Origin of the sequence: Rhodoferax sp. (assembly GCF_034520025.1) — a bacterium.
Classification (GTDB): Bacteria; Pseudomonadota; Gammaproteobacteria; order Burkholderiales; family Burkholderiaceae_C; genus Allorhodoferax.
In genome coordinates this window covers 1,698,536-1,720,118 of sequence record NZ_JAXHNZ010000001.1, presented here as the reverse complement: position 1 = coordinate 1,720,118, position 21,583 = coordinate 1,698,536, and the positions used below count along the sequence as shown (strand labels likewise).

The 21,583-nt window shown below is 64.3% G+C and carries 27 protein-coding genes; 3 read left to right on the top strand and 24 right to left on the bottom strand.

Annotation, left to right across the window (positions count from 1 at the left end; genetic code table 11):
- From U5L73_RS08320 to U5L73_RS08285, 8 genes are all read right to left on the bottom strand, one after another.
- Positions 1 to 263, bottom strand: a 263-nt coding sequence (locus U5L73_RS08320; RefSeq protein WP_322561899.1) for a head decoration protein, incomplete at its 3' end; no start/stop codon positions are given.
- A 1-nt stretch (position 264) separates the two neighbouring features.
- Positions 265 to 1,497 carry a S49 family peptidase gene (locus U5L73_RS08315; protein WP_322561898.1) on the bottom strand — a complete coding sequence of 411 codons (1,233 nt, stop codon included), beginning with the start codon at positions 1,495 to 1,497 and terminating at the stop codon, positions 265 to 267.
- 9 nt (positions 1,498 to 1,506) lie between these two features.
- A complete protein-coding gene (locus U5L73_RS08310) occupies positions 1,507 to 3,018 on the bottom strand; it encodes a phage portal protein (RefSeq protein WP_322561897.1) in 1,512 nt (503 codons plus the stop codon).
- The gene (locus U5L73_RS08305) at positions 3,018 to 3,239 is read right to left on the bottom strand and encodes a phage head-tail joining protein (protein WP_322561896.1); all 222 of its coding nucleotides are present in this window, start codon (positions 3,237 to 3,239) and stop codon (positions 3,018 to 3,020) included. Before U5L73_RS08305 ends, U5L73_RS08310 begins: the two co-directional genes overlap by 1 nt.
- Positions 3,239 to 3,631 (bottom strand): hypothetical protein, encoded by a 393-nt coding sequence (locus U5L73_RS08300; RefSeq protein ID WP_322561895.1) that lies wholly within the window; start codon positions 3,629 to 3,631, stop codon positions 3,239 to 3,241. The genes U5L73_RS08305 and U5L73_RS08300 overlap by 1 nt, the downstream gene beginning before the upstream one ends.
- A complete protein-coding gene (locus tag U5L73_RS08295; RefSeq protein ID WP_322561894.1) occupies positions 3,631 to 4,122 on the bottom strand; it encodes a hypothetical protein in 492 nt (163 codons plus the stop codon). The genes U5L73_RS08300 and U5L73_RS08295 overlap by 1 nt, the downstream gene beginning before the upstream one ends.
- 21 nt (positions 4,123 to 4,143) lie before the next feature.
- Entirely contained in the window at positions 4,144 to 6,111 is a 1,968-nt protein-coding gene (locus U5L73_RS08290) for a phage terminase large subunit family protein (RefSeq protein WP_322561893.1), read from the bottom strand.
- Positions 6,111 to 6,638: an elements of external origin gene (locus U5L73_RS08285; protein WP_322561892.1), complete on the bottom strand. Its 528-nt coding sequence runs from the start codon at positions 6,636 to 6,638 to the stop codon at positions 6,111 to 6,113. Before U5L73_RS08285 ends, U5L73_RS08290 begins: the two co-directional genes overlap by 1 nt.
- Before the next feature lie 117 nt (positions 6,639 to 6,755).
- On the opposite strand from U5L73_RS08285, the gene U5L73_RS08280 reads away from it, so the two are divergent.
- The 3 genes from U5L73_RS08280 (at position 6,756) to U5L73_RS08270 (ending at position 8,033) form a co-directional block, all read left to right on the top strand.
- Positions 6,756 to 6,953 (top strand): DUF6900 domain-containing protein, encoded by a 198-nt coding sequence (locus tag U5L73_RS08280; protein WP_322561891.1) that lies wholly within the window; start codon positions 6,756 to 6,758, stop codon positions 6,951 to 6,953.
- A 98-nt stretch (positions 6,954 to 7,051) separates the two neighbouring features.
- On the top strand, positions 7,052 to 7,567 hold the full coding sequence (locus U5L73_RS08275) for a DUF3489 domain-containing protein (RefSeq protein ID WP_322561890.1): 516 nt from the start codon (positions 7,052 to 7,054) through the stop codon (positions 7,565 to 7,567).
- 97 nt (positions 7,568 to 7,664) lie between these two features.
- Positions 7,665 to 8,033: a hypothetical protein gene (locus U5L73_RS08270; RefSeq protein ID WP_322561949.1), complete on the top strand. Its 369-nt coding sequence runs from the start codon at positions 7,665 to 7,667 to the stop codon at positions 8,031 to 8,033.
- Here the strand turns inward: U5L73_RS08270 and U5L73_RS08265 are convergent.
- From U5L73_RS08265 to U5L73_RS08190, 16 genes are all read right to left on the bottom strand, one after another.
- Positions 7,997 to 9,265, bottom strand: a complete 1,269-nt coding sequence (locus tag U5L73_RS08265) for a site-specific DNA-methyltransferase (protein ID WP_322561889.1) — start codon at positions 9,263 to 9,265, stop codon at positions 7,997 to 7,999. The genes U5L73_RS08270 and U5L73_RS08265 overlap by 37 nt on opposite strands.
- Entirely contained in the window at positions 9,262 to 10,671 is a 1,410-nt protein-coding gene (locus U5L73_RS08260; protein WP_322561888.1) for a site-specific DNA-methyltransferase, read from the bottom strand. The genes U5L73_RS08265 and U5L73_RS08260 overlap by 4 nt, the downstream gene beginning before the upstream one ends.
- A gap of 331 nt (positions 10,672 to 11,002) precedes the next feature.
- Positions 11,003 to 11,419 carry a DUF6362 family protein gene (locus tag U5L73_RS08255; RefSeq protein ID WP_322561887.1) on the bottom strand — a complete coding sequence of 139 codons (417 nt, stop codon included), beginning with the start codon at positions 11,417 to 11,419 and terminating at the stop codon, positions 11,003 to 11,005.
- The gene (locus U5L73_RS08250; RefSeq protein ID WP_322561886.1) at positions 11,412 to 11,621 is read right to left on the bottom strand and encodes a hypothetical protein; all 210 of its coding nucleotides are present in this window, start codon (positions 11,619 to 11,621) and stop codon (positions 11,412 to 11,414) included. The genes U5L73_RS08255 and U5L73_RS08250 overlap by 8 nt, the downstream gene beginning before the upstream one ends.
- Before the next feature lies 1 nt (position 11,622).
- Positions 11,623 to 12,087 carry a hypothetical protein gene (locus U5L73_RS08245; RefSeq protein ID WP_322561885.1) on the bottom strand — a complete coding sequence of 155 codons (465 nt, stop codon included), beginning with the start codon at positions 12,085 to 12,087 and terminating at the stop codon, positions 11,623 to 11,625.
- A gap of 128 nt (positions 12,088 to 12,215) precedes the next feature.
- Positions 12,216 to 14,507, bottom strand: coding sequence for a phage/plasmid primase, P4 family (locus U5L73_RS08240; protein WP_322561884.1), 2,292 nt, complete (start codon positions 14,505 to 14,507; stop codon positions 12,216 to 12,218).
- Positions 14,504 to 14,758 carry a hypothetical protein gene (locus U5L73_RS08235; RefSeq protein WP_322561883.1) on the bottom strand — a complete coding sequence of 85 codons (255 nt, stop codon included), beginning with the start codon at positions 14,756 to 14,758 and terminating at the stop codon, positions 14,504 to 14,506. Before U5L73_RS08235 ends, U5L73_RS08240 begins: the two co-directional genes overlap by 4 nt.
- Positions 14,755 to 15,492 carry a PD-(D/E)XK nuclease family protein gene (locus tag U5L73_RS08230; protein WP_322561882.1) on the bottom strand — a complete coding sequence of 246 codons (738 nt, stop codon included), beginning with the start codon at positions 15,490 to 15,492 and terminating at the stop codon, positions 14,755 to 14,757. The genes U5L73_RS08235 and U5L73_RS08230 overlap by 4 nt, the downstream gene beginning before the upstream one ends.
- Positions 15,489 to 15,989: a DUF6511 domain-containing protein gene (locus U5L73_RS08225; protein ID WP_322561881.1), complete on the bottom strand. Its 501-nt coding sequence runs from the start codon at positions 15,987 to 15,989 to the stop codon at positions 15,489 to 15,491. Before U5L73_RS08225 ends, U5L73_RS08230 begins: the two co-directional genes overlap by 4 nt.
- Entirely contained in the window at positions 15,986 to 16,840 is an 855-nt protein-coding gene (locus tag U5L73_RS08220) for a P63C domain-containing protein (RefSeq protein WP_322561880.1), read from the bottom strand. Before U5L73_RS08220 ends, U5L73_RS08225 begins: the two co-directional genes overlap by 4 nt.
- A 10-nt stretch (positions 16,841 to 16,850) precedes the next feature.
- Positions 16,851 to 17,477, bottom strand: coding sequence for a hypothetical protein (locus U5L73_RS08215; protein WP_322561879.1), 627 nt, complete (start codon positions 17,475 to 17,477; stop codon positions 16,851 to 16,853).
- 5 nt (positions 17,478 to 17,482) lie between these two features.
- Positions 17,483 to 18,331 (bottom strand): ATP-binding protein, encoded by an 849-nt coding sequence (locus U5L73_RS08210; RefSeq protein ID WP_322561878.1) that lies wholly within the window; start codon positions 18,329 to 18,331, stop codon positions 17,483 to 17,485.
- Entirely contained in the window at positions 18,328 to 18,810 is a 483-nt protein-coding gene (locus U5L73_RS08205) for a hypothetical protein (protein WP_322561877.1), read from the bottom strand. The genes U5L73_RS08210 and U5L73_RS08205 overlap by 4 nt, the downstream gene beginning before the upstream one ends.
- An 11-nt stretch (positions 18,811 to 18,821) precedes the next feature.
- Positions 18,822 to 19,085, bottom strand: a complete 264-nt coding sequence (locus tag U5L73_RS08200) for a DNA-binding protein (protein ID WP_322561876.1) — start codon at positions 19,083 to 19,085, stop codon at positions 18,822 to 18,824.
- 85 nt (positions 19,086 to 19,170) lie between these two features.
- Positions 19,171 to 20,103 (bottom strand): hypothetical protein, encoded by a 933-nt coding sequence (locus tag U5L73_RS08195; RefSeq protein ID WP_322561875.1) that lies wholly within the window; start codon positions 20,101 to 20,103, stop codon positions 19,171 to 19,173.
- 13 nt (positions 20,104 to 20,116) lie between these two features.
- Entirely contained in the window at positions 20,117 to 21,553 is a 1,437-nt protein-coding gene (locus tag U5L73_RS08190; protein WP_322561874.1) for a hypothetical protein, read from the bottom strand.
- Positions 21,554 to 21,583 lie beyond the last annotated feature (30 nt).

Below are 21,583 nucleotides of genomic sequence, written 5' to 3'. Positions count from 1 at the left end.
CGCGCCACCATCAGGCCGTCATCGCGATCCGCCAGATGGGCATCGCACTTCTGCATCAGCACACCTGCGGCGTACTGGCTGCCGTCGGTGGCCGAGGGGTCGATCTGCTTGACCTTGCCCGTGGCAGTGACCATCCCGACGACCGCACCCAGCGGCAGGGTCTGGCCTGCGACCACGGTGACGCGGTCGCGCGAGTAGAGGTTCGGGGCCTCGTACTTGAGCAGGTCGCCCAAGTTCATCGATTCAGAAAACACGGTGGGCATCTCAGATCTCCTTTTTCAGTGATGCGGACTTGGCGGCGAGCTGCTTCGCGGCATCGAGCAGCGGGTTGCTGGCGGCGGTGGACGCAGCGGCATCGGGGGAGATACGGCTGACGATCTCGGGGCTGGCTTCAGCCTGCGCAGCCAGCAACTGGCTGCGCACCTTGGCTGGTGAGGCTTTCGCTTCGAGGAAGCCCGCGATCAGGTCGGTACGCCCCGCCAGGGTGCAGGTCTGGGCGACCTCAATCGCATCAGCCACGGTCATGGCGGTGGCCGCCGGTTGAGAAGAACTGCCAGCAGGATCAGCAGCAAGCCGATCAGGAGCAGCGGGGTCGGTTCGATCATTCATTGATGACTCCATCTGGAGGTTGCTAAAAAGGCCCGATTGGCTCGCTGCCAGCTTCGGGAGTGGGGAAAGGGATTCGCAAAGCTGCGCAAGTGCGTCGTCGAAGGTGCCGATGGCGTCGGCCAGACCGATGGCGACAGCGGCTTTCCCGAAGAACAGCCCGGCCTCGGTGTCGCGCACGGCAGAGGCATCGATCCCCCGGTTGCGGGCCACCGTCTCGACGAACAGGCCGTAGACGCGATTCACCTCGCCCTTGAGAAAGGCGTGGGCTTCGCTGGAAATTGGCTCGTGTGGGTTGAGATCGTTCTTGCGGTCGCCCGCAAAGACCGCCGTGTAGCGGACGCCGTCCTGGGCATCCTTCTCGGATTGGTCGACGTGCATCGCAATGACGCCAATCGAGCCGACGCCACCGGTGCGCGACACGAACACCTTGCTGGCAGCAGACGCCAGTGCGTAGGCAGCAGAGAAGGCCATGTCGTTGGCCACAGCCCAGACCGGCTTTGTCTGGGCAGCCGCACGAATGCGGTCGGCCAGATCGAACACGCCGCCCGACTCGCCACCCGGCGAATCGACGTCGAGCAGGATGGCGGCGACATCCGGGCTTGCCAGCGCGGCGTCCAACTGCGCGCTTAGGCCCGCGTAACTGGTCAAGCCGGATTCGGCTTCCAGGCCCACGGTGCGTCGCACCAGCGTGCCGTGGATCGGGATGACCGCGACCTTCACAGTCTGGGTGGCCGCTTGGCGCGAAGGCGGCGTGACGCCCGAGGGCGCAGCCAAATCAGCCAAGCCGATCCGGGGGCCGAGCACGGCCAGGATCACGTCAAGTTTTGGGCGATGGATCGCCAGCGGCACACCGTAGAGGCGTGCCGCCAAATGTGGCAACAGGGTCATGAAAATCCTTCAGGCGGACGAGGAGTTGCCGGGTTGCGTGGCGTCGGCAGCGTTCTTGTTCGGCTCGGCGCTTCCGCCGTCCTTGGAGGTGCGGCGCGGGTCGGAGTCGAAGATCAAGCCAAGGTCATCGGCGCGCTGGTTGTCGGCGGCGATCTCGCGGTCGACGTCTTCGGCGTCGTAGCCAAAAGCAGCGATGGCTTCCGAGCGACTCATCAGGCCTGCACGGATGGCCAGCAGCATGGCCTTGAACTCCTTCTCAGGATCGACCCACTGCCAGCCCTGGGGAATCCACTTCACTTGGCTGTACTGGCGACGGCGAGCGGGGCCACCACGCGCGAAGCCGGGAGCTTCGATGGCACCGGCGAGCACGGCCTGCTTCATCCACGCCGCCCACACCGGGCGGCACATCTGATGCACAAGCACCCCGTGCTGCACCATCTCGCAGCGACGCCGGAACTCCAGCATCCCAGCGCGAATGGACGAGTAGTTCACGCCTGTGAGGTCGCCGGTTAACTGCTCGTAGGTGACACCGATGGCAGCGGCGACCGCGCGGAACTGCGTGCGCAGGAACTCGCCATACGAGCCACCAACGTCGGCCGGGTCGGAGAACTTGATGTCCTCGCCGGGCTCCAATATCTGCAAGGTGCCCGGTTCCAGCCCGGCGAGCGCAATGCCATCGCCATCGGCCGCGCCTTCACCCATCAGGTTGTCCTCCGGGCTCTGCCGTGTGACGAACCCGGCGAACATCGCGGCGGTCTTCTTGCGCACCAGTTCGGCATCGTCGTACTGGTCAAGTTCGTTGAGCTTGACCAGGGCCCGGGACAACCAAGGCTCGCCCCGGATCTGGCCGGGACGCAGGACGCGGAACAGGTGGATGATTTCCTTCGCATCGATGCGCACCGTGTCCATCCCGCCCTGGCCCGACATCGGAGCCAGCCGACCGTCTTCGGGGTGCGAGCGGTACAGGTGGTACGCAACGCGCCGCCCGAGGCTGTCGAATTCGATGCCAGAGCGCACCACGTTGCCCGAAGGCAGATCGAGGTTGAGACTGATCGGCAGGTGCTCTGGCTCCAGCAACTGGAGCTGCAGCGGAACGACCAGACCGTCCTCGGGGCGGCGCGGGCGCAGCCGGATCAGGCATTCGCCACCTTCGAGCATCGCTCGGCAGGCGAGCGCCTGCAGGCCGTAGAAGTCGGTCTGGCCTGCCGCATCGGCTTCCTCCGTCCAGTCGCGCCACAGCGCTTGCACGTCGGTCTTGAAGCGCTCGTCTGCAGCCAGACTCTGCGGCTTGATGCCGGTGCCGACCGCGTTGGACACGAACGCTTCGATACCGGCCTGCGCCCAGGCATTGCGGCGCACAAGGTCGCGGCTCTTGATGCGCAGTTCGGTGTTGGTCGCCAACATCGCGGCGACAGCCCCCGGGTTGCCAGGCATCCAAGCCAACGAGCGGCGGCCACGGCCAGCCGCTTCGTGGACGGGTTGCTGGCCGAACAAACTTTGGATCTTCGAAAACCAGGCCATCAAAACCCCTTCGAGGTCGTGACCCGGATCTGGCGCGGCGGGCCGGGCCATAGGCCAGTTGCAGTCGCTTGCTCGGAGATGCCACGTTTGACCTCACGGATCGCGGCTTTCAGTTCATCGACCGAGCGGTACTCGACCGTCTTGTCGCCGAAGCTGACGCGGTGTTCGCCCTTGGCGAGCGCGGTCTCCAATGCTTGGAGTTGGGCTTCTGTGTAGGCCATCAGCGGTACACCACGAGGTTGATTTCGGAGGAATCCGCAAAGCTGGTTGCGGTGGTGGCGCAGGACACATCGACGTATTGCGTGGTCTTGCTGTCTGCTGTCGCCCGGATGACGGCCAGTCGCTGGGTGCCGGTGTCGACGCTGCTGCGAGCCAATGCCACCCAGCAGTACTGGGTGTCGGCCATCGCCACAGCGAAACGGACGCGATAGCGTCCAGCAGCTGACCGGGTCACGCTCGTCACGTTGTGCGCGGCGCGCAACACGATCTGGTTGCCCACGTAGCCAAAGCAGACCCATGCCCGAGCCACCCCTGGATGGCTGGCCTCGATCTTGGCCTTTACCTCCAGCCCGACTCGATCAGCCAACGCGGCGATGCGGCTTGCGAGGCTCATCAGACCAAAGAACCTTCGAAGATGGTCACGAAGTCGGCGTCGGTGTTGCCCACATCGACCGCAGACACCGTACCGATGTTGGTGCGCGCCTGCAATTGCTCCGCCTCAGTCAGGGTTTGAGCCGCGTCATACCGCACACGGTTGTTGACCGCTGCCAGCAAGGCATCCAGGCCAGTGGTGCCGTTTTGCAGCAACTGCTGGATTTCGACCAAGGTGTCGTAGGCCGCATCTGCACCGCCCAAAATCTCAGTCTTGAGGGCATCGAGCAAGGAAACGATCTTGTTCGACGAGTAGGCGGTGGTGGCACTGACCTGTTCGTCGTTGATCACGGCAGCAGACAGCACTGCAGTCTGCAATTCGTTGATGGCGGCCACCAGACTCGACTTGTCGGTCGTGTTCAGGTTGGCGAGGTTTCCCGCTTTGGCGCGGACATCGTTGAACTCTTGGGCGACCCGGATGACCAGGCTCTCGATGCGTGTGGCAAGACTCATGACATGCTCCTATGAAAAAACTCAAGACAACCAGCGGCTTTTGATGACGCGCCGCCGTGGTGGGGTTGCAGAAACAGAAAGGCCACCGCGTTGGGTGGCCTCGTCTGGGTCAAATGCTTGAATCGGGGGCGGCTCATCCGGTGGCCGTTCCATCCCGAGTTGACGCTCCAGTTCGCGCCAGTGGCGTTCCTCGAATCGATCCAGGCCCGCCGCCGATGCGGCCGCCCGCGCGTACACGTAGCAGTCGAGCGCTTCATTGCGCTCGCGCATCTTTTGCCACTCGCGCACCGGGAAGCCGTTGCGGTCGCGGCGGGTAATCAACTGTTCGGCGCAGAGCTGCTGGATGAACTCCGCGTCGATCTTGGGCAAGTGAACGAACCCGGCTGGAAAGACCGTGGTCACGCCGTCCTCGCTGACGTCTGCGCTCTTGCGCAGGTTGTTGTAGAACTCCAGTTTGGCGATGCCCACCGCCACCGAAAACACCTTGATGCCTCGGCGCAGCTTCTTGCCGCCTTGCGAGACATCGATGGCCGTCGGCGTACCAATCAGGGCCGCGCCGCGCGGTACGCCTTTGATCGGCATCACGCGCGGGTCACGGCAAGCCCGCACAAAGGCATAGGCCTCCTGCGTCGCAAAGCCGGTGTCCAGAGCGAAGCGAGCCAATGGCATCGCAGCGCCCGAGGCGTGCGTCCATGTCTCTGCGATCAACTCGGCGAGGCGCTTCCACACTGCATCGCGGGCGGTATCGCCCATCAGCACGCGGTGTTCGACGAGCCAGGACTCCTTGCTGCGTCCGAAAGCCCACACGGACGCCTCGATGCGATCCTTCTGCACGTCGGCTGAGCCGACCAGCAGCAGCCCACCGTGTGGAACCGTGCCGAGCCGGTAGGCCTCCCGACGTTCGACCAACCGTTGCCAGTCGGGCGCTTCGCCTTCTTCGACCCAGGTCTCACCCAGCTCGGTGTTCTTGAACGTCTTGATGGCAGCTGCCGACCCCGACTCCTTGCTGACGGCGCTCTCCCACGCTGCAGCGATGTCGCGCCAGGAGCGCCAGCCCACCGGGCTGTACAGCGACGACAGGTGGAAACCTGCCGTCTTGCCTGTCCCATCGGTGATCATCGCGCGCCATTCGCCGTGCTCCAGCATCCACGTCTTGTGGTGCTCGGCAATCGGCTCGTCGCAGGACTCGCAGATGTAGGCTGCTGTGTCCGGTTGCCCTTTTTCCCATCGCAACTGCTCGAAGCGCAGCCACTGACGATGCGAGCAATGTGGGCACGGCAGGAAGTACCGACGCTGATCGCTAGCCTCGTACTCGCGTTCGATGGCGCTCGCCCCCGAGATCGTCGGCGTCGAGACGATGAAGATTTTGCGGCGCGCGAAAGTGCGCGTGCGCGCTTCCGCCAGCGAAATCGCATCACCCTCGCCATCGACGTCTAGGGGGTAGCCATCCACCTCGTCGAGGAACAGATACCGCACCGGCATTGACCGCAGGCCGACCGCGCTGTTGGCCCCGGTCATCACCAGCACACCGCCCCGGAACTCCTTGGCCAAGATGGTGTTGCCCGAGTCTCGTGACCGCGCTGGCGAAATCAATGCGCTCAATGCCGCCGACTCCTCGATCAACGGGTCGATCCGCTGCTTGGAGTTGCGCTTGGCCATATCCACCGTCGGCCACACCGCCATCATCGGCCCCGGCGCGTGGTGGATCACGTAGCCGATCCAGTTCGACCCCATCTCGGTCGCGCCGAGCTGGGCAGCCTTCATGAACACCACGCGCTCGACCGGCGACGTCGGCGACAGGCAGTCCATGATCGCCTTGAGGTACGGCGTGCGACTGGTACGCCAACGACCCGGCTCGGCGGACGCCTTGCTGGACAGCATCCGGTGACGATCCGACCATTCGGACACGGAGAGCAGCGGATCGGGCGTCAGCCCCTCGCGCCAAGCACGCTCGATCTCGGCCGCGCCTTCGTATTCAACATCCAGCATCAGTCCACCCTGGGTCGCAGTTCGCCCAGCTCCTGCAGGTGCTCACGCACCGCCGCCTCCAGGGCGACGTGCATCGTGTGCGGATCGACATTGAGCTTGGCGGCCATCTGCGCCGAAACACGCGCGGGCCAGTTCAGCCACGCATCGCGTTCGGAGCGCGCCAGCTTGAAAACGTGGGCGATGGCCTGCGGCCTGTCCACCAGCTCGCCCTTCAGCCGGGCCAGCCGAACCTTGTTGGTCTGCGCCTTGACCACCTCATTGACCGTGCGCGCCTGAAGCAAGGACGCACCACCAGCGGGTAAGGCGGCAGGCCCGTCGCCACCACCCTCTGGCACGGCGACCTTCGCGGCCTTCGCTCGTGTTCCGGCCTTGGGGGCATCGGAGTTGCGCGCCCATTCACGGTCAGCACGGTCAGCATCAATGGTGCCGTCGGCCTCCGGCGTGATCCGACCGGCGCGAATGGCCTTGTGAACAGCGGTGTCGGTCACACCACGGTGACGGGCGTAAGCGCGAATCGAGATGCCCATTTTGAGAACCGGTTGCCCCTTCAATCATTTGTTCGTCATTCCTTCGGATTCAGCTTGGCTTCCATCTGGAACAGCGCGTTCATACGTTCGTCATCAACCACATCGAAGGACACGGAAATGAACCAGCTCGAAAACCTCCTCACCCAGATCGCCCAGCAGCACCTGCGGATCGAGACCCTGGAGACACGCAAGTCGGACGGTCTCGACTTCCACGACGTGGCGGTCTGGTGCCTGCGCGACGCACTCGAAGCTGCCTTTAATGCGGGCGTCGAACAGGGCAGCAAGACCAAGACGTCGGACAAGGCCAACAACTGATCAAGAAGCGTGGGAGCCAAGCACAAAGCGCTTGGCTTCACTCCCGAACAGCGCGTTCATCACGTCACCCCATCAACCCCTTGCACAAGAAGAAGCAAATGACCACCACCCAACTGACCCCGGCCCAGCAAGCGATCCTGGCCTACGCCCTCGAACACACCGACGGCAAGATCGACTGGTTCCCCGCCAACATCAAAGGCGGCGCACGCAAGAAGGTGCTCGACGGCCTGTTCAACCGCGCCCTGATCACCTCCGACGGCACCCACTGGTTCGTCGCCGCCGAAGGCTACGACGCGATGGGGCGCGAGCGTCCCGCGCCTGCGCCCGTGGTCGCCGACCCTGAACTCGACGCAGCCGTGACGGCAGCCGAGGCCACGTGGGCGCAAGAAAAGGCGGATGCCAAACCCCGCATCCGCGAGAACAGCAAGCAGGCCACCGTGATCCAGATGCTGCAACGCCCCGAGGGGGCAACGGTGCAGCAGATCTGCGAGACCACCGGCTGGCAGGCACACACGGTTCGCGGCACCTTTGCCGGAGCCTTCAAGAAGAAGCTCGGGCTGACCATCGTTTCGGACAAGGCCCAGGGTGGTGAGCGGGTGTACCGGATCGCCTGATCAGAAAGATCGAGAAAGAGGCCAAGCGGCGCTTGGCTTCTCAATCGAACAGCGCGTTACTACGGGTGTCGCAACGATCAACCCCAAGGAGCCAGAGATGAACACCAACCAGCAAATGCCCGCCACCCAGAACGATGCCTGGGGCTTTTGGGGCACGATGAACGAGCATGCCAGCATCGCGTGGCCCTTGGCGATGAGCGCCATCTCCGACGCCACCAGCCAGCCCCTCGAATCAGTCCGGGTCTTCCTCGACAGCCGCCACGGACGCCACTTTGCCGACGACGTCCTCAACCAACTGCACGCGGGCCACGCGCTGGCAGACGCCATCAACGCCGCAACCCAGCAGTGGATGGGCTGGACGATTGGCCGCCAGACCAGCAAGCAATACGGCATCCCGCGCGGTCTGCCTTACCTGACGGGCTTCGTGATTCACTGCGAGATCGCCGACGAGTCGCTGGCCGCCTGATCAAACGCCACGCCATCCGCCTCGCGGGTGGCTTGCTTTCCCGCCCAGTCCTGCCAGCGACGCACGATCACGTCCACGTACTTGGGGTCGAGCTCGATCAGCCGCGCCAGCCGTCCTGACTTTTCGGCGGCGATCAGTGTCGTGCCGGAACCGCCGAAGGGGTCAAGCACCACGTTGCCGGAGCGGCTCGAGTTGCGGATCGCGCGCTCGACCAGCTCCACCGGCTTCATCGTCGGGTGCAAGTCGTTCTTGTGCGGCTTCTTGATCTGCCAGACGTCGCTCTGATCGCGGTCGCCGCACCAGTGGCGCGTCGCACCCTCGGGCCATCCGTAGAGGATCGGCTCGTACTGGCGCTGGTAGTCGGAGCGGCCCAGCGTGAACGTGTTCTTGGCCCAGATGACAAAGGTTGACCACTTGCCACCTGCGGCGCGGAAGGCGGACTGCAGTACATCCAGTTCGCTGGACGACATCGCCACGTAGATGCTGCCCCGGCAATGCGCGATGGTCGGCGTCAGCGCCGCCAGCAGGAAATCGTAGAAGCCGTCGCCTAAGTTGTCGTTCAGGATCGCGCGATCCTTGCCGCGCATCTTGTCCTTGGCGCTGTTGGCGTAGTTGACGTTGTACGGCGGGTCGGTGAAGACCATGTCCACGCTCCCGCCGTCCAGCAACTGCACGTAGCTTTCGGCCACGGTGGAGTCTCCGCACAGTAGGCGGTGACCACCCAGCAGCCAAACATCACCCGGGTGCGAGATCGGCGTCTCCGACATCTCGGGCACGGCGTCGTCATCGGTGTCACCAACACCATCCGGCTCGTCGCCCGCCATCAATTCGGCCAGCGCATCGGCATCAAATCCGGTCAGTGACACGTCGAAGTCGTCGTCCTGCAGGGCGGCGATCTCGATGCGCAGCATCGCGTCATCCCAGCCCGCGTTCTCGGCGATGCGGTTGTCCGCGATCACCAGGGCCCGACGCTGCGTGGGGCTCAGATGATCGAGCACGACCACCGGCACCACTTCCAGCCCGAGTTTCTGCGCCGCAGCCAGACGACCGTGGCCCGCGACGATCACGCCGTCGCTACCGGCCAGGATCGGATTGGTGAAGCCGAACTCGGCAATCGAGGCAGCGATCTGCGCCACTTGATCGTCTGAGTGGGTGCGTGCGTTGCGGGCGTAGGGAAGCAGCTTCGCTGTCGGCCACTGCTGGATCTTGTCGGCAAACCAGGAGGCGGTCATTGCTCTACCTCCGTGCTGGCCAGACGTTCGTTGGCAACAACTTCGAAGGACTGGCCCGTGGCCAGCAGTGTGACGGGCACGTCCGGGTGGTTCTGCTGGAAGCGCCGAACAGCGACATCCACGTACTCCGGCGCGATCTCGACCGTGCGACAGACGCGACCGGTGCGCTCGGCCGCCAGCATCGTCGTGCCGCTGCCGCCGAAGGGTTCGAACACGATGTCGCCCGCGTCCGTGTAGGCCACGATCACGAACTCCGGCAGCGCGACCGGGAACACGGCCGGGTGGTCGATGTCCTGCCCGATCTTTCCCTTGTGGCGCATCACGCGAATCACCGAGTCGGGGATGCGAGTGTCCTGCGTGGGCTGGCCCTTGTGCGTCCAGCCGCCCACTTCGCCGTCCTTGCCACGCATGGCGGTCGACGAGCCATCAGCGCGCAGATGCGATTCCTGGCCCGCGTGTTTGCAGGGCACGATCTTGTTGGGCTTGCGGCTGGCGCGGTTGAAGTGGAAAACGAACTCGAAGCTCGGGGCAAAGCGGCCCGCCCAGTCGCCGGGCATTCCCGGCCCCTGATCCCACACGTACCACGCGAAGCGCCGCCAGCCCTGCTGGCGCATCCAGCCGAGCCACGCATCCCAATACGGGATCACTTCGTTGTCGCGGTGGATCAACCCGAGGTTGACCAGCACCTGTCCATCGTCGGCCATCGGCACCTTGGCGAACACGCCGCGCATCAGACCATCCCAATCCCCGATGCCACCGGACGTGTAGTCACGCTGATTGCCGTAAGGCGGTGAGGTAAAGCACAGCCGCGCCGGGTCGCCCGCCATCAGCGTGGCGATCACCGCTGGATCGGTGGCGTCGCCGCAGATCAGGCGGTGCGAGCCGACGGCCCAGACGTCACCACTGCGGGACACCGGCACCACCGGGGCTGGCGGCACGTCGTCGGCTGCGTCAGGCGCATCGGCATCCTGCTCCTGGTCGGCGTCTTCGGCGACCAATTCGTCGGCGAGCAGTGCCTCGATCTCCGCGTCCTCGAAGCCAGTCAGCGCGAGGTCGTACCCGGCCTCGGACAACTCGGACATTTCCAGCGCCAGCATCTCCTCGTTCCAGCCTGCGTCGAGCGCCAGCCGGTTGTCAGAGATGACGTAGGCGCGTTTCTGAGTGGGCGACAGGTGGGCCAGTTCGATGACCGGTACCTGATCCAGCCCGAGCTTGCGCGCGGCAGCCAGACGACCGTGGCCCGCGATGATCCCGTTGTCGCCGTCCACCAGCACCGGATTCGTCCAGCCGTACTCGACGATGCTGGCGGCGATCTTGGCCACCTGCTCATCGGTGTGCGTGCGCGGATTGCGGGCGTAGGGAATCAGCGCCTCGACCTTGCGGTACTCGACGTTGAGTGTGTTCAAAAGTGGCGTCCCAGAAATAGAAAACCCGCCGACGGAAAACCGTGGGCGGGCTCGTGATGTGTGCGGACTGACGGGCGGGTGCAAACTGCAAACCCTGCAAACCTCGGTTTGCAGTCGGACGCTAGGCGAATGCCGCGCTCGCGCCCCCCGCATTGCGATTCGGGGAGGAAGGACCCCTTTTGCCTGGGCCTATTGCTAAGCGCTCGGCCTCAACCGTCACCGCTGTCCAGAAGATAGCCCAAATACTACCCCCGACCGGGCTGTTTTGTTGCAGGGCTGTCGGGCCTCGAAACGGACAAGCAAGGCAAAGCAAGGACAAACGCGGCAAGCATTACCCTAAATTGCCCACGTTTTTGAAAGGCAACCGCACGCCTTCGCTGTTGAGGTTCGCGGCCACGACCTCCATTGCCCGCTGCCAGCGCCGCCACGCTGTCGTGCGGTCGCAGGCAAAGCGGATCGTGATGTCCCTCCAGCCGTAGCGCTTGGCCCGCATCCACACAAGGTGGCGCTGCTCGACCTCCAGCCACTGCACCCAGCGCATCGTCTCCAGCATCCGGTCGATGGCCTCGGGGCTTGGTGGGAAGGGGCGGTACACCTTCTCGTCAGCAGCAAAGGCTTCCCACTCCTTGCGCACGAAGGCAGGCCAGCAATTGAAGTAGCCCTGCACACGCACAGGGGGCAGGCGTCGTCCGGTGGTGGCAGCTTCCTCGAAGCGTGCTGCAACGTCATCAGTTGTCCACTCAGCCATGACGTGTCCCTCCCAGCCCGTACAGACGTTCACCGATGCGTCGCACGATCTCGCGCTCGATGAAGTCCAGACGGTCGTCGGACGCGTTGACCACCAGGATGTGCTGGTCACGCCAGCCACGTTCCTTGATGGCGTCCAAATCCGTGGCTTGTGGCTGCAGCCGAGCAAGGGGGCAGCGGTATTGGGGTGTCGGCACCTTCACGTCACACCTCCTGCGTCTCGATGGCCCAGTGCAGCAGGGCCAGCGCGTCGGCTTCGTTGTCATCGACAGGGGTGTGACCACGCTCGCGGACGGACGTGATCATTTCGTCCTTGCCCGCATTGCCTTTGCCGGTCGCGTGCTTCTTGATCGTGCCGACCGGAACGCCCTGGTACGGAATGTTGTGATGCTCACACCACGCGGTCAGGTGCCCCATGAACCCGCCGTAAACGTGCGCCGCATCAACGCCAGCGTGTCGCCGAACTTCCTCGAAGAACACCGCGTTGATGTGATTGTTGGCCGAGAGCAGTTCGTTGAGCCAGCGCTTGAATCGAAGGAAGCGCATTCCACCGCCTTCGAATCGCTGAGGCTTGAAGTGCTCCGTGCCACTGGTGATGGTGCCGTCCAGGTGCTGCAGGGCCCACCCGGTGTGTGTGCCCAGATCAAGGGCCAGGATTGTCGTGTTCATCGTCTTTACTCCGTGTTGGGTGGGCGAGTGACGGATGCGACGGGTTGTCAGGACAACGTCCTTTACGTGCGCGCACGTGTAGCGCGTCAATCAGGAAACCCGTCAAATCCGTCACTCGCCCGGATTGGTCAGTCATCGCGGTAGGGGTAGGCGTTGCTGTACGGCTTGGGCCTGAGGGCGATGCCCGCGATGGCGCGAGCCCCTCCGGTCAGCCGACACTTCTCGAACTTGCGAGTCGCCATCAGCTCCGAGAACCGCTTGACCGAGCCCACGTACTCGCCAGCGCGCTCGGCCCATTCACGCCAGTCCGCGAACAGTTCGGAGACGCCTTCGCGGTGGGACTTGGCCAGCAGACAGCGTTCTTCGATCCACTGCCCGAGCGCATCTTCTGCCTCGAAATACTCCTCGGTCGCCGACACCACGCTGGCGGGCGGCTTCAAGCCCTGGCGTTGCCAGCGGCTGCAGCCCTCGACGGCCCACGCCAAAATCCCATCACGTTCCTTGAGCAGCTTCTCGGTCAGCCTGCCATCGCGGCGCTCGGGCGGGATCGTCACCGTGAAGGGGATCAGGTGCAGTCGGCGCTTCATCGCCTCGTCGACGTTGCGGATCGACGGCTTGTGATTGCCCGCGATCACCAACTTGAACTGCGGCAGGTACTCGAAGAAGTCCTGGCGCATGAAGCGCGCGGACACCTTGTCGCCACCGGTGATGGCTTTGACCTTGGACTCGTTCCAGCGCCGCCCTTGCTCGGTTTCGATGGATGACACGAATCGAGCACCGCGCAGCCCTGCGAGATCGGTCGGGTGCCGGTCATTGCGCGCCTCCATGAACGTGTCCATCGGCGCGTTGGCCGCGTAGTCGCCCAGGATGGTGGTCAGCACGTTGACGAACACCGACTTGCCGTTCGCGCCCGTGCCGTACAAGAAGAACAGCGCGTGTTCGCTGGTGATGCCCGTCAGGCAGTAGCCAACCATCAGCTGCAGGTAGGCCATTAAATCGGCGTCGCCACCGGTGACGTCCGTCAGGAACGCTCGCCACGTTGGGCAGGCGCTGTCCGGATTGCCCTGCGGCGTGGCCGTGGTCACCTTGGTCATTCGGTCGTCGCGCCGGTGCGGGCGCATCCGGCCGGTGCGTAGATCGACCACGCCACCGGGGGTATTCAGCGCCCAGACATCGGCGTCCCATTCCTCGGCGGTGGATGCGTGCTTCGGGTCAGAGCGCGCGATCTTTTCAACCGACGAGATCGTGGCGGAACTGGCCAGCTTGCCTTTGAGCCTTGGGGTGTCCGCTTTCAGCGAGGCGTTGCGGCAGATGCCCCTGGAGAGATGCGACACGTAGAGCACCTGATCGGGATTCCAGCGCACGCCTGTCCAGACCAGCCACTTGCCCCACAGGGCGCAGTAGCGCCAGTCTTCGCCATAGCGGCGGGTGAAAGCGCTGGACAGGCCATCCTCGGTCGTCCAATCAACGCCCATCAGCAAGTCTGGCGAAGGCGCTTCCTCCTCCGAGCGCATCACCGGCATCCGCTCGCCGACGGCCAGAAATCCGCCGACATCGAAGCCTTCGGGAATGGCATCGGCAGCGTCCCACCCCTCTGGCTTGTCGTCGGGCGGCATGAGGATGGCGACGGTGGTCGCGCCCGCGTGCAGGATCGCTTGCGACGCCCGGTCAGCGTAGTCCCACCCCGGCGCGTCGCGGTCGGGCCAGATCAGAACCGTCTTGCCAGCCAGCGGCGACCAGTCGGTCTTATCGACCGGGGCATTGGCACCGTGCATGGCGGTGGTGGACACCACGCCGCTGGCGATCAAGGCCTGCGCGCATTTCTCGCCCTCGACCAGGACGACGTGACTGGCCGCAGCAATGCCCGGCTGGTTGAACAGCGGGCGCGGCTCAGGTGGGGCCATCTTGCGGCGCTTCGCGTCCCACGGCCGGAATTCCTTCTTGCCACCCGGTGGGTCATAGCGGTAGACGACGGCGATCAGCTTGCCAACGGCATCGAAGTAGTCCCACTTCGCCGTGGCCGGGCCGAGGTCGTCGACCGGCGCTTCCTTCTTCGCTTTGCGCACCGGCACCGACCGCGAGCGCCCGAGCAGATCGGCGGCTTCATCCAGCACCCGAGGAAAATCGGTGTGGACGTTCGCCCCGAGATAGGCCGCGATCAGGGCGAAGATGTCGCCGCCATCGCCCGTGGCACGATCCGTCCACAGACCAGCTTTCTCGCCTTCCAGCACCACCTCGAGGCTGTCACCTGGACTGCCGAGGATGTCGCCGATCAGGAACTTGCCACGGCGCTTCTTGCCTGCCGGGAACATCGTTGTCAGCACCGACTCCAGACGCGCAAGCAAGTCGACGCGAATCTCGTCTCGTTCAGATTCCCTGTTGTGCTCCGCAGGTTGGGTTATGTCGTTGAAGTCGATCATTCGGCTCCCTCGACAGGTGCGTCCGCATCTTGTGCATCACGGCCCTGAGCGGCGGTGCTGCGCGTGGCCCACGCAGAGAGCTCGGACAGCCGGTAGCGCACCAGACCGCCCATCAGGTAGTGCGGAATTCGGTACTTGGTGCGCATCGCGTGGTCGGCGAACCAGTAGTACGGCAGGCGCAACGCGGCGGCTGCCTGCTTGGCATCGATCATCGACTCGATGCCGGTGGCCGGGGTGTTGTTGTCGGTCATGCTTCTGTTCTCCAGCAGCGGTCTTGCCACGCGCACATCCGGCACTCGAAGTGGGTCGGGTCATTGAAGGCGCGCGGCAGGAGTTCGCCTGCTTCAGTCGCCGTGATGACCTTCACCGCCCGATCCGACATGCGCTGGGCCAGGGCTGCGTCAAAGGGCACGGCCTCGGTGTAGATCTCCATCGTGTCGGCGTTGAGCGCCGTGAAGATTGCCGGGTGCTCGTGCAGTTCGAGATAGGCTTGGTAGGTCGCCAATTGGGCGGCGTAGACCGGCTTGGAAACAGCCAGCCGGTTCTTTTCCAGGTCGCGCCAGGACTTTGAGCCCAGGCACTTGTTTTCCCAGAGCGCCGGGTAGGCGAAGCCCTCCGGGCCGCCAACGATGACGCCATCGATGTGGCCCTGCAGGCGGCCATCGGCTACGGAGAAGCCGAACTGCTCACCATCGGGCTGACGCGTGCGCAGGTCGAAGCCAGCATCCCGCAGCCACACGACCATGCAGTCCTCCATGACGTGGCCACGCTCGAAGATGCGCAGCATCCGGCCCCGGGTGGCCCGGCCGTGATCGACGGGAGCCTTGGCGTACTCGAACTGCAGCGCACGCTCGCAGGCAACGCCCAGCCGCGAAGCACCAAGGTACTGGCGGTCGGACTGCTGGGCTCGGGCCCGCTGCATCCCTGCGTCGACCAGCGCCGTGAGCTGACCCGAGATGCTCGAAGTGGAGTTGAAGTCCATCATGGCTTCTTTCCCTTCGGTTCTTCCCAAGGCAGGTCGTCCTCCAGATCGGCGAACGGGTTGGCTGAACTCGGCGTCATGGGATCGGGCGTCCACGTCATGCCGCGCACTGGCGGGTACTTGCTCACCTCGTGGTGCTCAACCATCGCCTCGGTGTAGCAAGTGACGATGGCGTCGATCACCTGCAGCGCCTCGGCTTCGGAGTAGTTGCCCAGCGGCTTGGTGAAGCCGATTTCGCCTGCCGCCTCGCCGAAAGATTTGAGGCATTTGCGCATCGCGGCCAGCTCGATATCAGAGGGATCGATCATGGCGACCCCCTTGATGTCGGTGCGACCGTCCCTGGCCCGTAGCCAGTTGCCATACATCGCGTGGAACGCGGTCTGGCAGCGTTGCGAGCAGAACACCCAGTCGATGGGGTAGCGCCGGGGATCGCCCACTCCGTGTCGGGTGTCGGTGTGGCCGAATCCCCGGGCCTGTCGTTTGCAGACCCAGCATTTCACGCACCCTCCTCAAGCTCATTGATGAGCAGATCGAACTGCAGCGAGCCACCCGTGAAGGCCGCTTCGCAGCGGCGGTCGAAGTCGCGGTAACAGGTCGAACTGCGCGCAATGGCGGTCACCGCGTGAATCTGCGTTTCCAGACGGGCGAGGCCCTGGTCGGACAACCACTGGTGGTGCTTCTGCGAGATGCCCTTGCGGGCGCGGATCTCGTCGATCAGCGTGGCGGGCAGCACCGGGCCGTAGACCCAGCGCTGCGTGATCTGGCCGACAACATGGGGCGGGTTCTGATCGTGGCCCTGGTACTTCCAGCCGAACAGCCGGTAGAGGGCGCGGTAGTAGTCCGGGTGGAAGCGACGCTCCCACGAGGAGCACGACTGCCGCAGCAGCTTCGAGATCAGTTCCTGCAGCGCATCAGGCGCGCGGTGGTACTGGTAGCCCGTCGCCTCGTCGATCAGCGCGACCTCGCCAGTGGTGGCCAGCGCGCGCATGATCTTCATGCAGTTGGGCACGATGCCTTGACGGGCCTTGTGCAGCGTGCCGTTGATGGCGGCGCTGACCACCGCTGACGCGACGTCGGCAATGATCCCTGCCGGGAAGAACTGCGCCTGCCGACCTGATGGCAACAGAATCGGCTCACGAGTTTTCTCCAATGCCGACAATGAGTTAGGCACGAAGTCGGCCAGGAACCGGGCAAATCGGCCACCCTTGTGCGTCTCGTGAAAACCCAGCAGCTTGGCCAGTTGGCGACGAACGTAGCCACGCTCGCCTCCCTTGAGGACGACGGCCTCGCATTGCAGATCGCCGAAGCGCACGACGCCGTAGTGGCTGGCAGTGAGGACGGTTGTATTCATGGCAGCCTCCTCACTGAGCCCAGGACGGTTTGCCCGTCACTGGCGCGCGTTGCTGGGTGGGTGCGGCGTAGGCAGGGGCTGCCTGTGCCGGAGCACCGGAGTTGCCACCGCCCGGAGTGCCCTTCGGCGGCACGCCCTTCAACTTGGCGTAGTCGGGATGGTCGGGCTCGACCGCCAGCTTGACCACGTTGCGGTCTTGACCCTTGGCGTCCTTCTCGATGTCGACGCGGGCCAAGAACTCCAGGCCATCGAGTTCGGCGAAACCATTGATGCGGCGCGCGGCGGCGGCCTGTGGGCTGTTGTCCTGCGGGTGGACGTTACGGGCGCTATTGAGCGCGGCGCGGATGAAGCTGCGCCCCATCTGGCCCCAGGTCGGGCCTTTCTTGGAGAGCAGGCCGACGTTGCTCCACATCTTGCGCTTGGCATGGTCGCCAGCGGTGACCACAAACTCGGCGGCCAGATAGATGGAACCGGTCTCGAACGATTCGGTGGCGTAGCCGCCACCCCAGCCTTGCTCGGGGTCGTCATAGCCACCCGGCTTGATGGTCATGCGCACCGGCACGACGGTGCCCTTGGGGATCAGATCGAAGCCGGATTGCTGAGAGTCGGCGTCGTTGAAGTCATTCCATGCGGTCATTGCGATTACTCCTGAGATTCGATGTGTGTGGGGTTGGCGGCGCTGGCGGGTGTGGGGATTGCGCCCGCGCACTTGGCGATCAGCGCGCCGAGATGCGGCGGCTCCAGCAGGTCGAGACGCCCGCTGCGGTCTTTGGCCGGGAAGCCGTAGGGATTGACGGTGTGCGTGACGAAGGCGCGGTAGGAGCTGCCGTCCTCGGCCTTGATCTCGGCCAGCGTCACGACCTCATCGACGATGCCGGGCAGCTCCAGGCTGGTCTTGCTGCCTTCGATCTGCGGGACGAACACCTTGCGGTTGAAGTCATCCAGTCGTTCGTCGAGGATGGCCACGAACACCACGTTCTTTCCCCGGGCGTGCTGCAGATGCGTCAACGCGCCGATCATTTCCTGGCCGAGCAGCCCGTAGGCCGCGCGCAGATCGGGCTTGCCGGAACGATCGCTGACCGCGCCGGGTTGCGTCTTGCACCACGCAAAGCACTGGCGAGACAGTTGCGTGATCGAGTCGAGGAAGAAGGTCTGGTACCGACCGAGCTGTGTCGCATCGCCAAACTTCTCGATGACGTGGTCGTAGTGCGCCTGCGAGAACGCGCTCTCTGGCGGCAGCGACTTGTCCGGGCCCGCGAGGAACACGAAGAAGTCGCGGCTCTCGGGCCAGGACGCCGGGCGGATGGTGTCGCCCGGCCAATCGGCGACCGCCAAGTCGCCTGCCTCGATGTCAAGGAACAGCGTGGTGGCGGGGTCGAGGTCTTTGAGCCGAGACGTCTTGCCGATGCCGGACTTGCCCAGCATCAGCAGCTTCACGCCCTTGCGCTCGGCCATGCGCTCGACGGCGGACACGATGGGTAGCCGCTTCATGCCTCACCCCCATCGGTGCTCAGAGTGAAGGACGGCTTACCGGAATCGACCGTGCGGGCGGCCGCGAACTGCTGCTGCAACGCAGGTGGCCAGTTGATGTAGCGGGATTCGGAGACAGTGAGCTTGACGTCGAGGTAGCCCTCGACCTTTTCGCCCGAGGCCACGATGCGCTCGGCGATTTCGCCCAAATGCTTCTGGTTCCAGCTGACCTTCTTGGGCAGCTCGAACTTGATGTGCAGCGGGCCATCGCTGATGTGGGCGGTGCCGAAGTCACGGCCGGATTCACGCAGCGCGGCGCGGGCCTGCTCGCCGTAGCACTGCTCCAACGCCGCGTCGAACTTGGTGCGTGCCTTCTTGAGCCAGTCGATGGCGGCATCGAGGTTCTTGTCGACCTCGCGCTTCTGCTCAGGCGGCAGCGCGGCCAGTTGGCTCACGGACATCTCGGCGATGTCGACGGGGAAGATGGTCAGATCGCTCATGGCCGTCCTCCTCACTGGTACGCACGAGTGAAGCTCGAGTAACGCGAGACGCGGCGCTCGAAGGCTTCGATTTCGTGCAGGAGGTAGGTGACCCGGCGACCGAGCTTGCAGTAGATCGGGCCAAGCTGCTCTTGACGCCAGCGGCGCAGAGTCTTGACGGAGAGCCCCCAGCGGATGGCGAGCTCGTTTTCGTCGAGGGCGATGCACATGGCACCGCCGGGATTGGGTCGGAAAGAATCCCGACCGGTTTGGGTTGATGGAACTTGGGTTTGCATTTCGATGTGCCTCCTAGATGAAATGGGCACATCGAAGTCTCCGCACGGGTTTATGGCCCGTGTCTGGTTTGATTTATGGGCGCGTTTATGGGTTGCGTCGCAGGCGGTATTTGCCGCGTTTTACCAATGCGATCACCTCCTCGCGCTCAGCCTTTCCGCCGAAGGCGTCATCGAACGACTGGTAGCCGGTATTGGCGATCCTGTTGACCTCGGCCCAGGAAACCTCGGGCGCGTTCTTTCCGTCGGCACTCCACATCTGCTTGACGATCTTGGCCCGCTCAGCAGACAGCTCGCGTGATTCGGAGAAGTGAGGCAACTTCAATCGATTGCCTTGGAAGAACTGCCCTGGCTCCGGCGCACCGGTGGGCGTGACGAAGCCACGCAGCACCCGGTCGAATGCGCTCGCGTCGAAAACGTCCTGGCCGTCGTCCACGCGAACGAACTCGTCCAGCCCGCGCATGACATGGTCGCGGGGCAGACCAACTGGATCTCGCTGATGCCGCAACACGATGCCGCCACGCGGCCAGATCGGATCACTCAGCACCGAGGTCATCGCGGCAGCAGGAGCACGCTCCCACGCTCTGGCAACGAACACCGGGGCGAAGTCGTGGGTGCCCGCGATTCGCACTTCCCCGAGGTGCCACAGGTGGCCCGGCACACGATCTCGGCGGTCGGAACATCGTCGACATTCGATGCCGGTCAAGGACGACAAGTCGGCGAGCCACACATCCACCTGGAGGGCGTACAGCGCGATGTCGGCAAGAGGTCGCTCAACTGTTCGTGATCGCTGCTGCGGACTGCGGTACCGGTACACCGCCGCATCCTGATCGATCTCAACCTCGACTTCCTGCTCCGAATCCAGGACGGGCACCATCACATGGCTGAGGTAGTCCTCTTCCGTGACCCATCGTCGTTGCAGGAACGTTGGTCGGCATCGCCCGAGTGCCGCCGCCATGACGCGGGACTCAACCCGGGGCTGCCGCTCCAGCGCCGCCAGAAAGTTCAGATGCGCCGACATCGCGGTAGTGCCCTCAGAACTCACGGAGCACCCCAATTCGCGTGAGCTGCTCCAGCACGCGCTTGCGGTCATCCTCGGTCTTGCTCTTATCGTTCAGGCCGTTCGGCGACGTGATTTGGACGGCAACGTTGTGGGCCTTGCGGTGCGGCTGTTTGGCCATTCGGAATACCAGCTTCACCTGCGCCAGCGTGTAGCCCGTCAAGTCGTCAACGCCATAGTCGTCGTAGGCGACCTGATAAATCTGCCGGGTATCACGCCGATCCTTGCCGATCAGCATCGTGCTCGACAGATGCTGGATCAGCTCACGTCCATTGGCCGCATCGGTGGCTTGCTGCTCGAACGGTCGCGCGACCTTGATCTGAAGGATCGAGATTTTCTCGATGCCCGCCACACGCTCCTGCTCGATGCGCTTGAGCATTGCGGGTGTCGAGAAGCCGAACAGGTCGAACTCGCGCATCGGCATGTCGTTGATCTCCCCGTCGCACGCCAAGACGACATCGCGGAAGATGGTCGCCAGTTCACGGCGCACCTCGCGGTCTTCGCAGAACACGCCGAGCGCACCGGTGCCGGGCTCCCACGAGAAGCTGGCCGACATCGCTGCAGGTTCTTCGTGCTCGACCACCTCGCCGTTGGCAACCTGTCGGAAGTGCGCCGTCGACCCGTTGAAGGTTGCAGTCAGAGTGTGCAAGAGCACAGGTGTGACCTCGTCGGTGTCTTTGCCGCCGCAGCGGTCAGCGTGCGCGAGGTCGCGCCGCGTGAACTGCTCGATGAGGATTTGGTCAGAAGCCACTTGCGGGAACAGCGCCGAAATGCGCCCGCGCAACACACCCTCGACGTCGGCATCAATGCTAGGCACCACGCCCTTCGGGCCGAGGTAGTGACTGGAGTAGTTCTCGCTCTTCCACTGCCGATGCATCACCTGCACGCGCTCGGCATTGTCGAAACGCTGATCGCGCTTGGCACCGGTCTCCGGAAAGTCCTGCAGCAGAAAGAGGAACAGTGCCCGGCTGTAGCGATCACTCGGCGCGGCCATGACCGCAGCGTCGTTGACGTCCTCGTCGTCAAGGAGAGACTGGACGGCCTGCGCACCGTACTCGTCATCGAGCAGCACCACGCGCTCGGCCGCCCGTTCGATGTGCTGCTGGACTTCCGAGCCAAGCTTGGCGACGGCGTGGAACATCGCCTTGCGCGACTGAACCGCGAGGATGCCCTTGGCCGCGTCTGTCAGCGCCGCCACTTCCGGCAGGGACGTGGCGCTGGCGCGCTCGACCAGAAGCAAGGCGAGGCCGGGACGTTTGGCCTTGCGTACCAGGGTGACGAAGTGCTCCATACACGGCAGGATTTCCGGGCCATCGTCCGATTGGCGGGGTCGCGCCTGCTTCGCGGACTGCTGCTGCGCTGCAGTGGGCTGGTTGTGTTCCTGATCGGTGATCTGTTCGTCCGCTGGCATAGGCAATTTCCTTTTCTAAACGAAGTGCGC

Coding starts and splice junctions, on each gene's coding strand:
- U5L73_RS08315 (WP_322561898.1), bottom strand. CDS start 1,497: ATGACCCTGTTGCCACATTTGGCGGCACGCCTCTACGGTGTGCCGCTG.
- U5L73_RS08310 (WP_322561897.1), bottom strand. CDS start 3,018: ATGGCCTGGTTTTCGAAGATCCAAAGTTTGTTCGGCCAGCAACCCGTC.
- U5L73_RS08305 (WP_322561896.1), bottom strand. CDS start 3,239: ATGGCCTACACAGAAGCCCAACTCCAAGCATTGGAGACCGCGCTCGCC.
- U5L73_RS08300 (WP_322561895.1), bottom strand. CDS start 3,631: ATGAGCCTCGCAAGCCGCATCGCCGCGTTGGCTGATCGAGTCGGGCTG.
- U5L73_RS08295 (WP_322561894.1), bottom strand. CDS start 4,122: ATGAGTCTTGCCACACGCATCGAGAGCCTGGTCATCCGGGTCGCCCAA.
- U5L73_RS08290 (WP_322561893.1), bottom strand. CDS start 6,111: ATGCTGGATGTTGAATACGAAGGCGCGGCCGAGATCGAGCGTGCTTGG.
- U5L73_RS08285 (WP_322561892.1), bottom strand. CDS start 6,638: ATGGGCATCTCGATTCGCGCTTACGCCCGTCACCGTGGTGTGACCGAC.
- U5L73_RS08280 (WP_322561891.1), top strand. CDS start 6,756: ATGAACCAGCTCGAAAACCTCCTCACCCAGATCGCCCAGCAGCACCTG.
- U5L73_RS08275 (WP_322561890.1), top strand. CDS start 7,052: ATGACCACCACCCAACTGACCCCGGCCCAGCAAGCGATCCTGGCCTAC.
- U5L73_RS08270 (WP_322561949.1), top strand. CDS start 7,665: ATGAACACCAACCAGCAAATGCCCGCCACCCAGAACGATGCCTGGGGC.
- U5L73_RS08265 (WP_322561889.1), bottom strand. CDS start 9,265: ATGACCGCCTCCTGGTTTGCCGACAAGATCCAGCAGTGGCCGACAGCG.
- U5L73_RS08255 (WP_322561887.1), bottom strand. CDS start 11,419: ATGGCTGAGTGGACAACTGATGACGTTGCAGCACGCTTCGAGGAAGCT.
- U5L73_RS08245 (WP_322561885.1), bottom strand. CDS start 12,087: ATGAACACGACAATCCTGGCCCTTGATCTGGGCACACACACCGGGTGG.
- U5L73_RS08240 (WP_322561884.1), bottom strand. CDS start 14,507: ATGATCGACTTCAACGACATAACCCAACCTGCGGAGCACAACAGGGAA.
- U5L73_RS08235 (WP_322561883.1), bottom strand. CDS start 14,758: ATGACCGACAACAACACCCCGGCCACCGGCATCGAGTCGATGATCGAT.
- U5L73_RS08230 (WP_322561882.1), bottom strand. CDS start 15,492: ATGATGGACTTCAACTCCACTTCGAGCATCTCGGGTCAGCTCACGGCG.
- U5L73_RS08220 (WP_322561880.1), bottom strand. CDS start 16,840: ATGAATACAACCGTCCTCACTGCCAGCCACTACGGCGTCGTGCGCTTC.
- U5L73_RS08215 (WP_322561879.1), bottom strand. CDS start 17,477: ATGACCGCATGGAATGACTTCAACGACGCCGACTCTCAGCAATCCGGC.
- U5L73_RS08210 (WP_322561878.1), bottom strand. CDS start 18,331: ATGAAGCGGCTACCCATCGTGTCCGCCGTCGAGCGCATGGCCGAGCGC.
- U5L73_RS08205 (WP_322561877.1), bottom strand. CDS start 18,810: ATGAGCGATCTGACCATCTTCCCCGTCGACATCGCCGAGATGTCCGTG.
- U5L73_RS08200 (WP_322561876.1), bottom strand. CDS start 19,085: ATGCAAACCCAAGTTCCATCAACCCAAACCGGTCGGGATTCTTTCCGA.
- U5L73_RS08195 (WP_322561875.1), bottom strand. CDS start 20,103: ATGTCGGCGCATCTGAACTTTCTGGCGGCGCTGGAGCGGCAGCCCCGG.
- U5L73_RS08190 (WP_322561874.1), bottom strand. CDS start 21,553: ATGCCAGCGGACGAACAGATCACCGATCAGGAACACAACCAGCCCACT.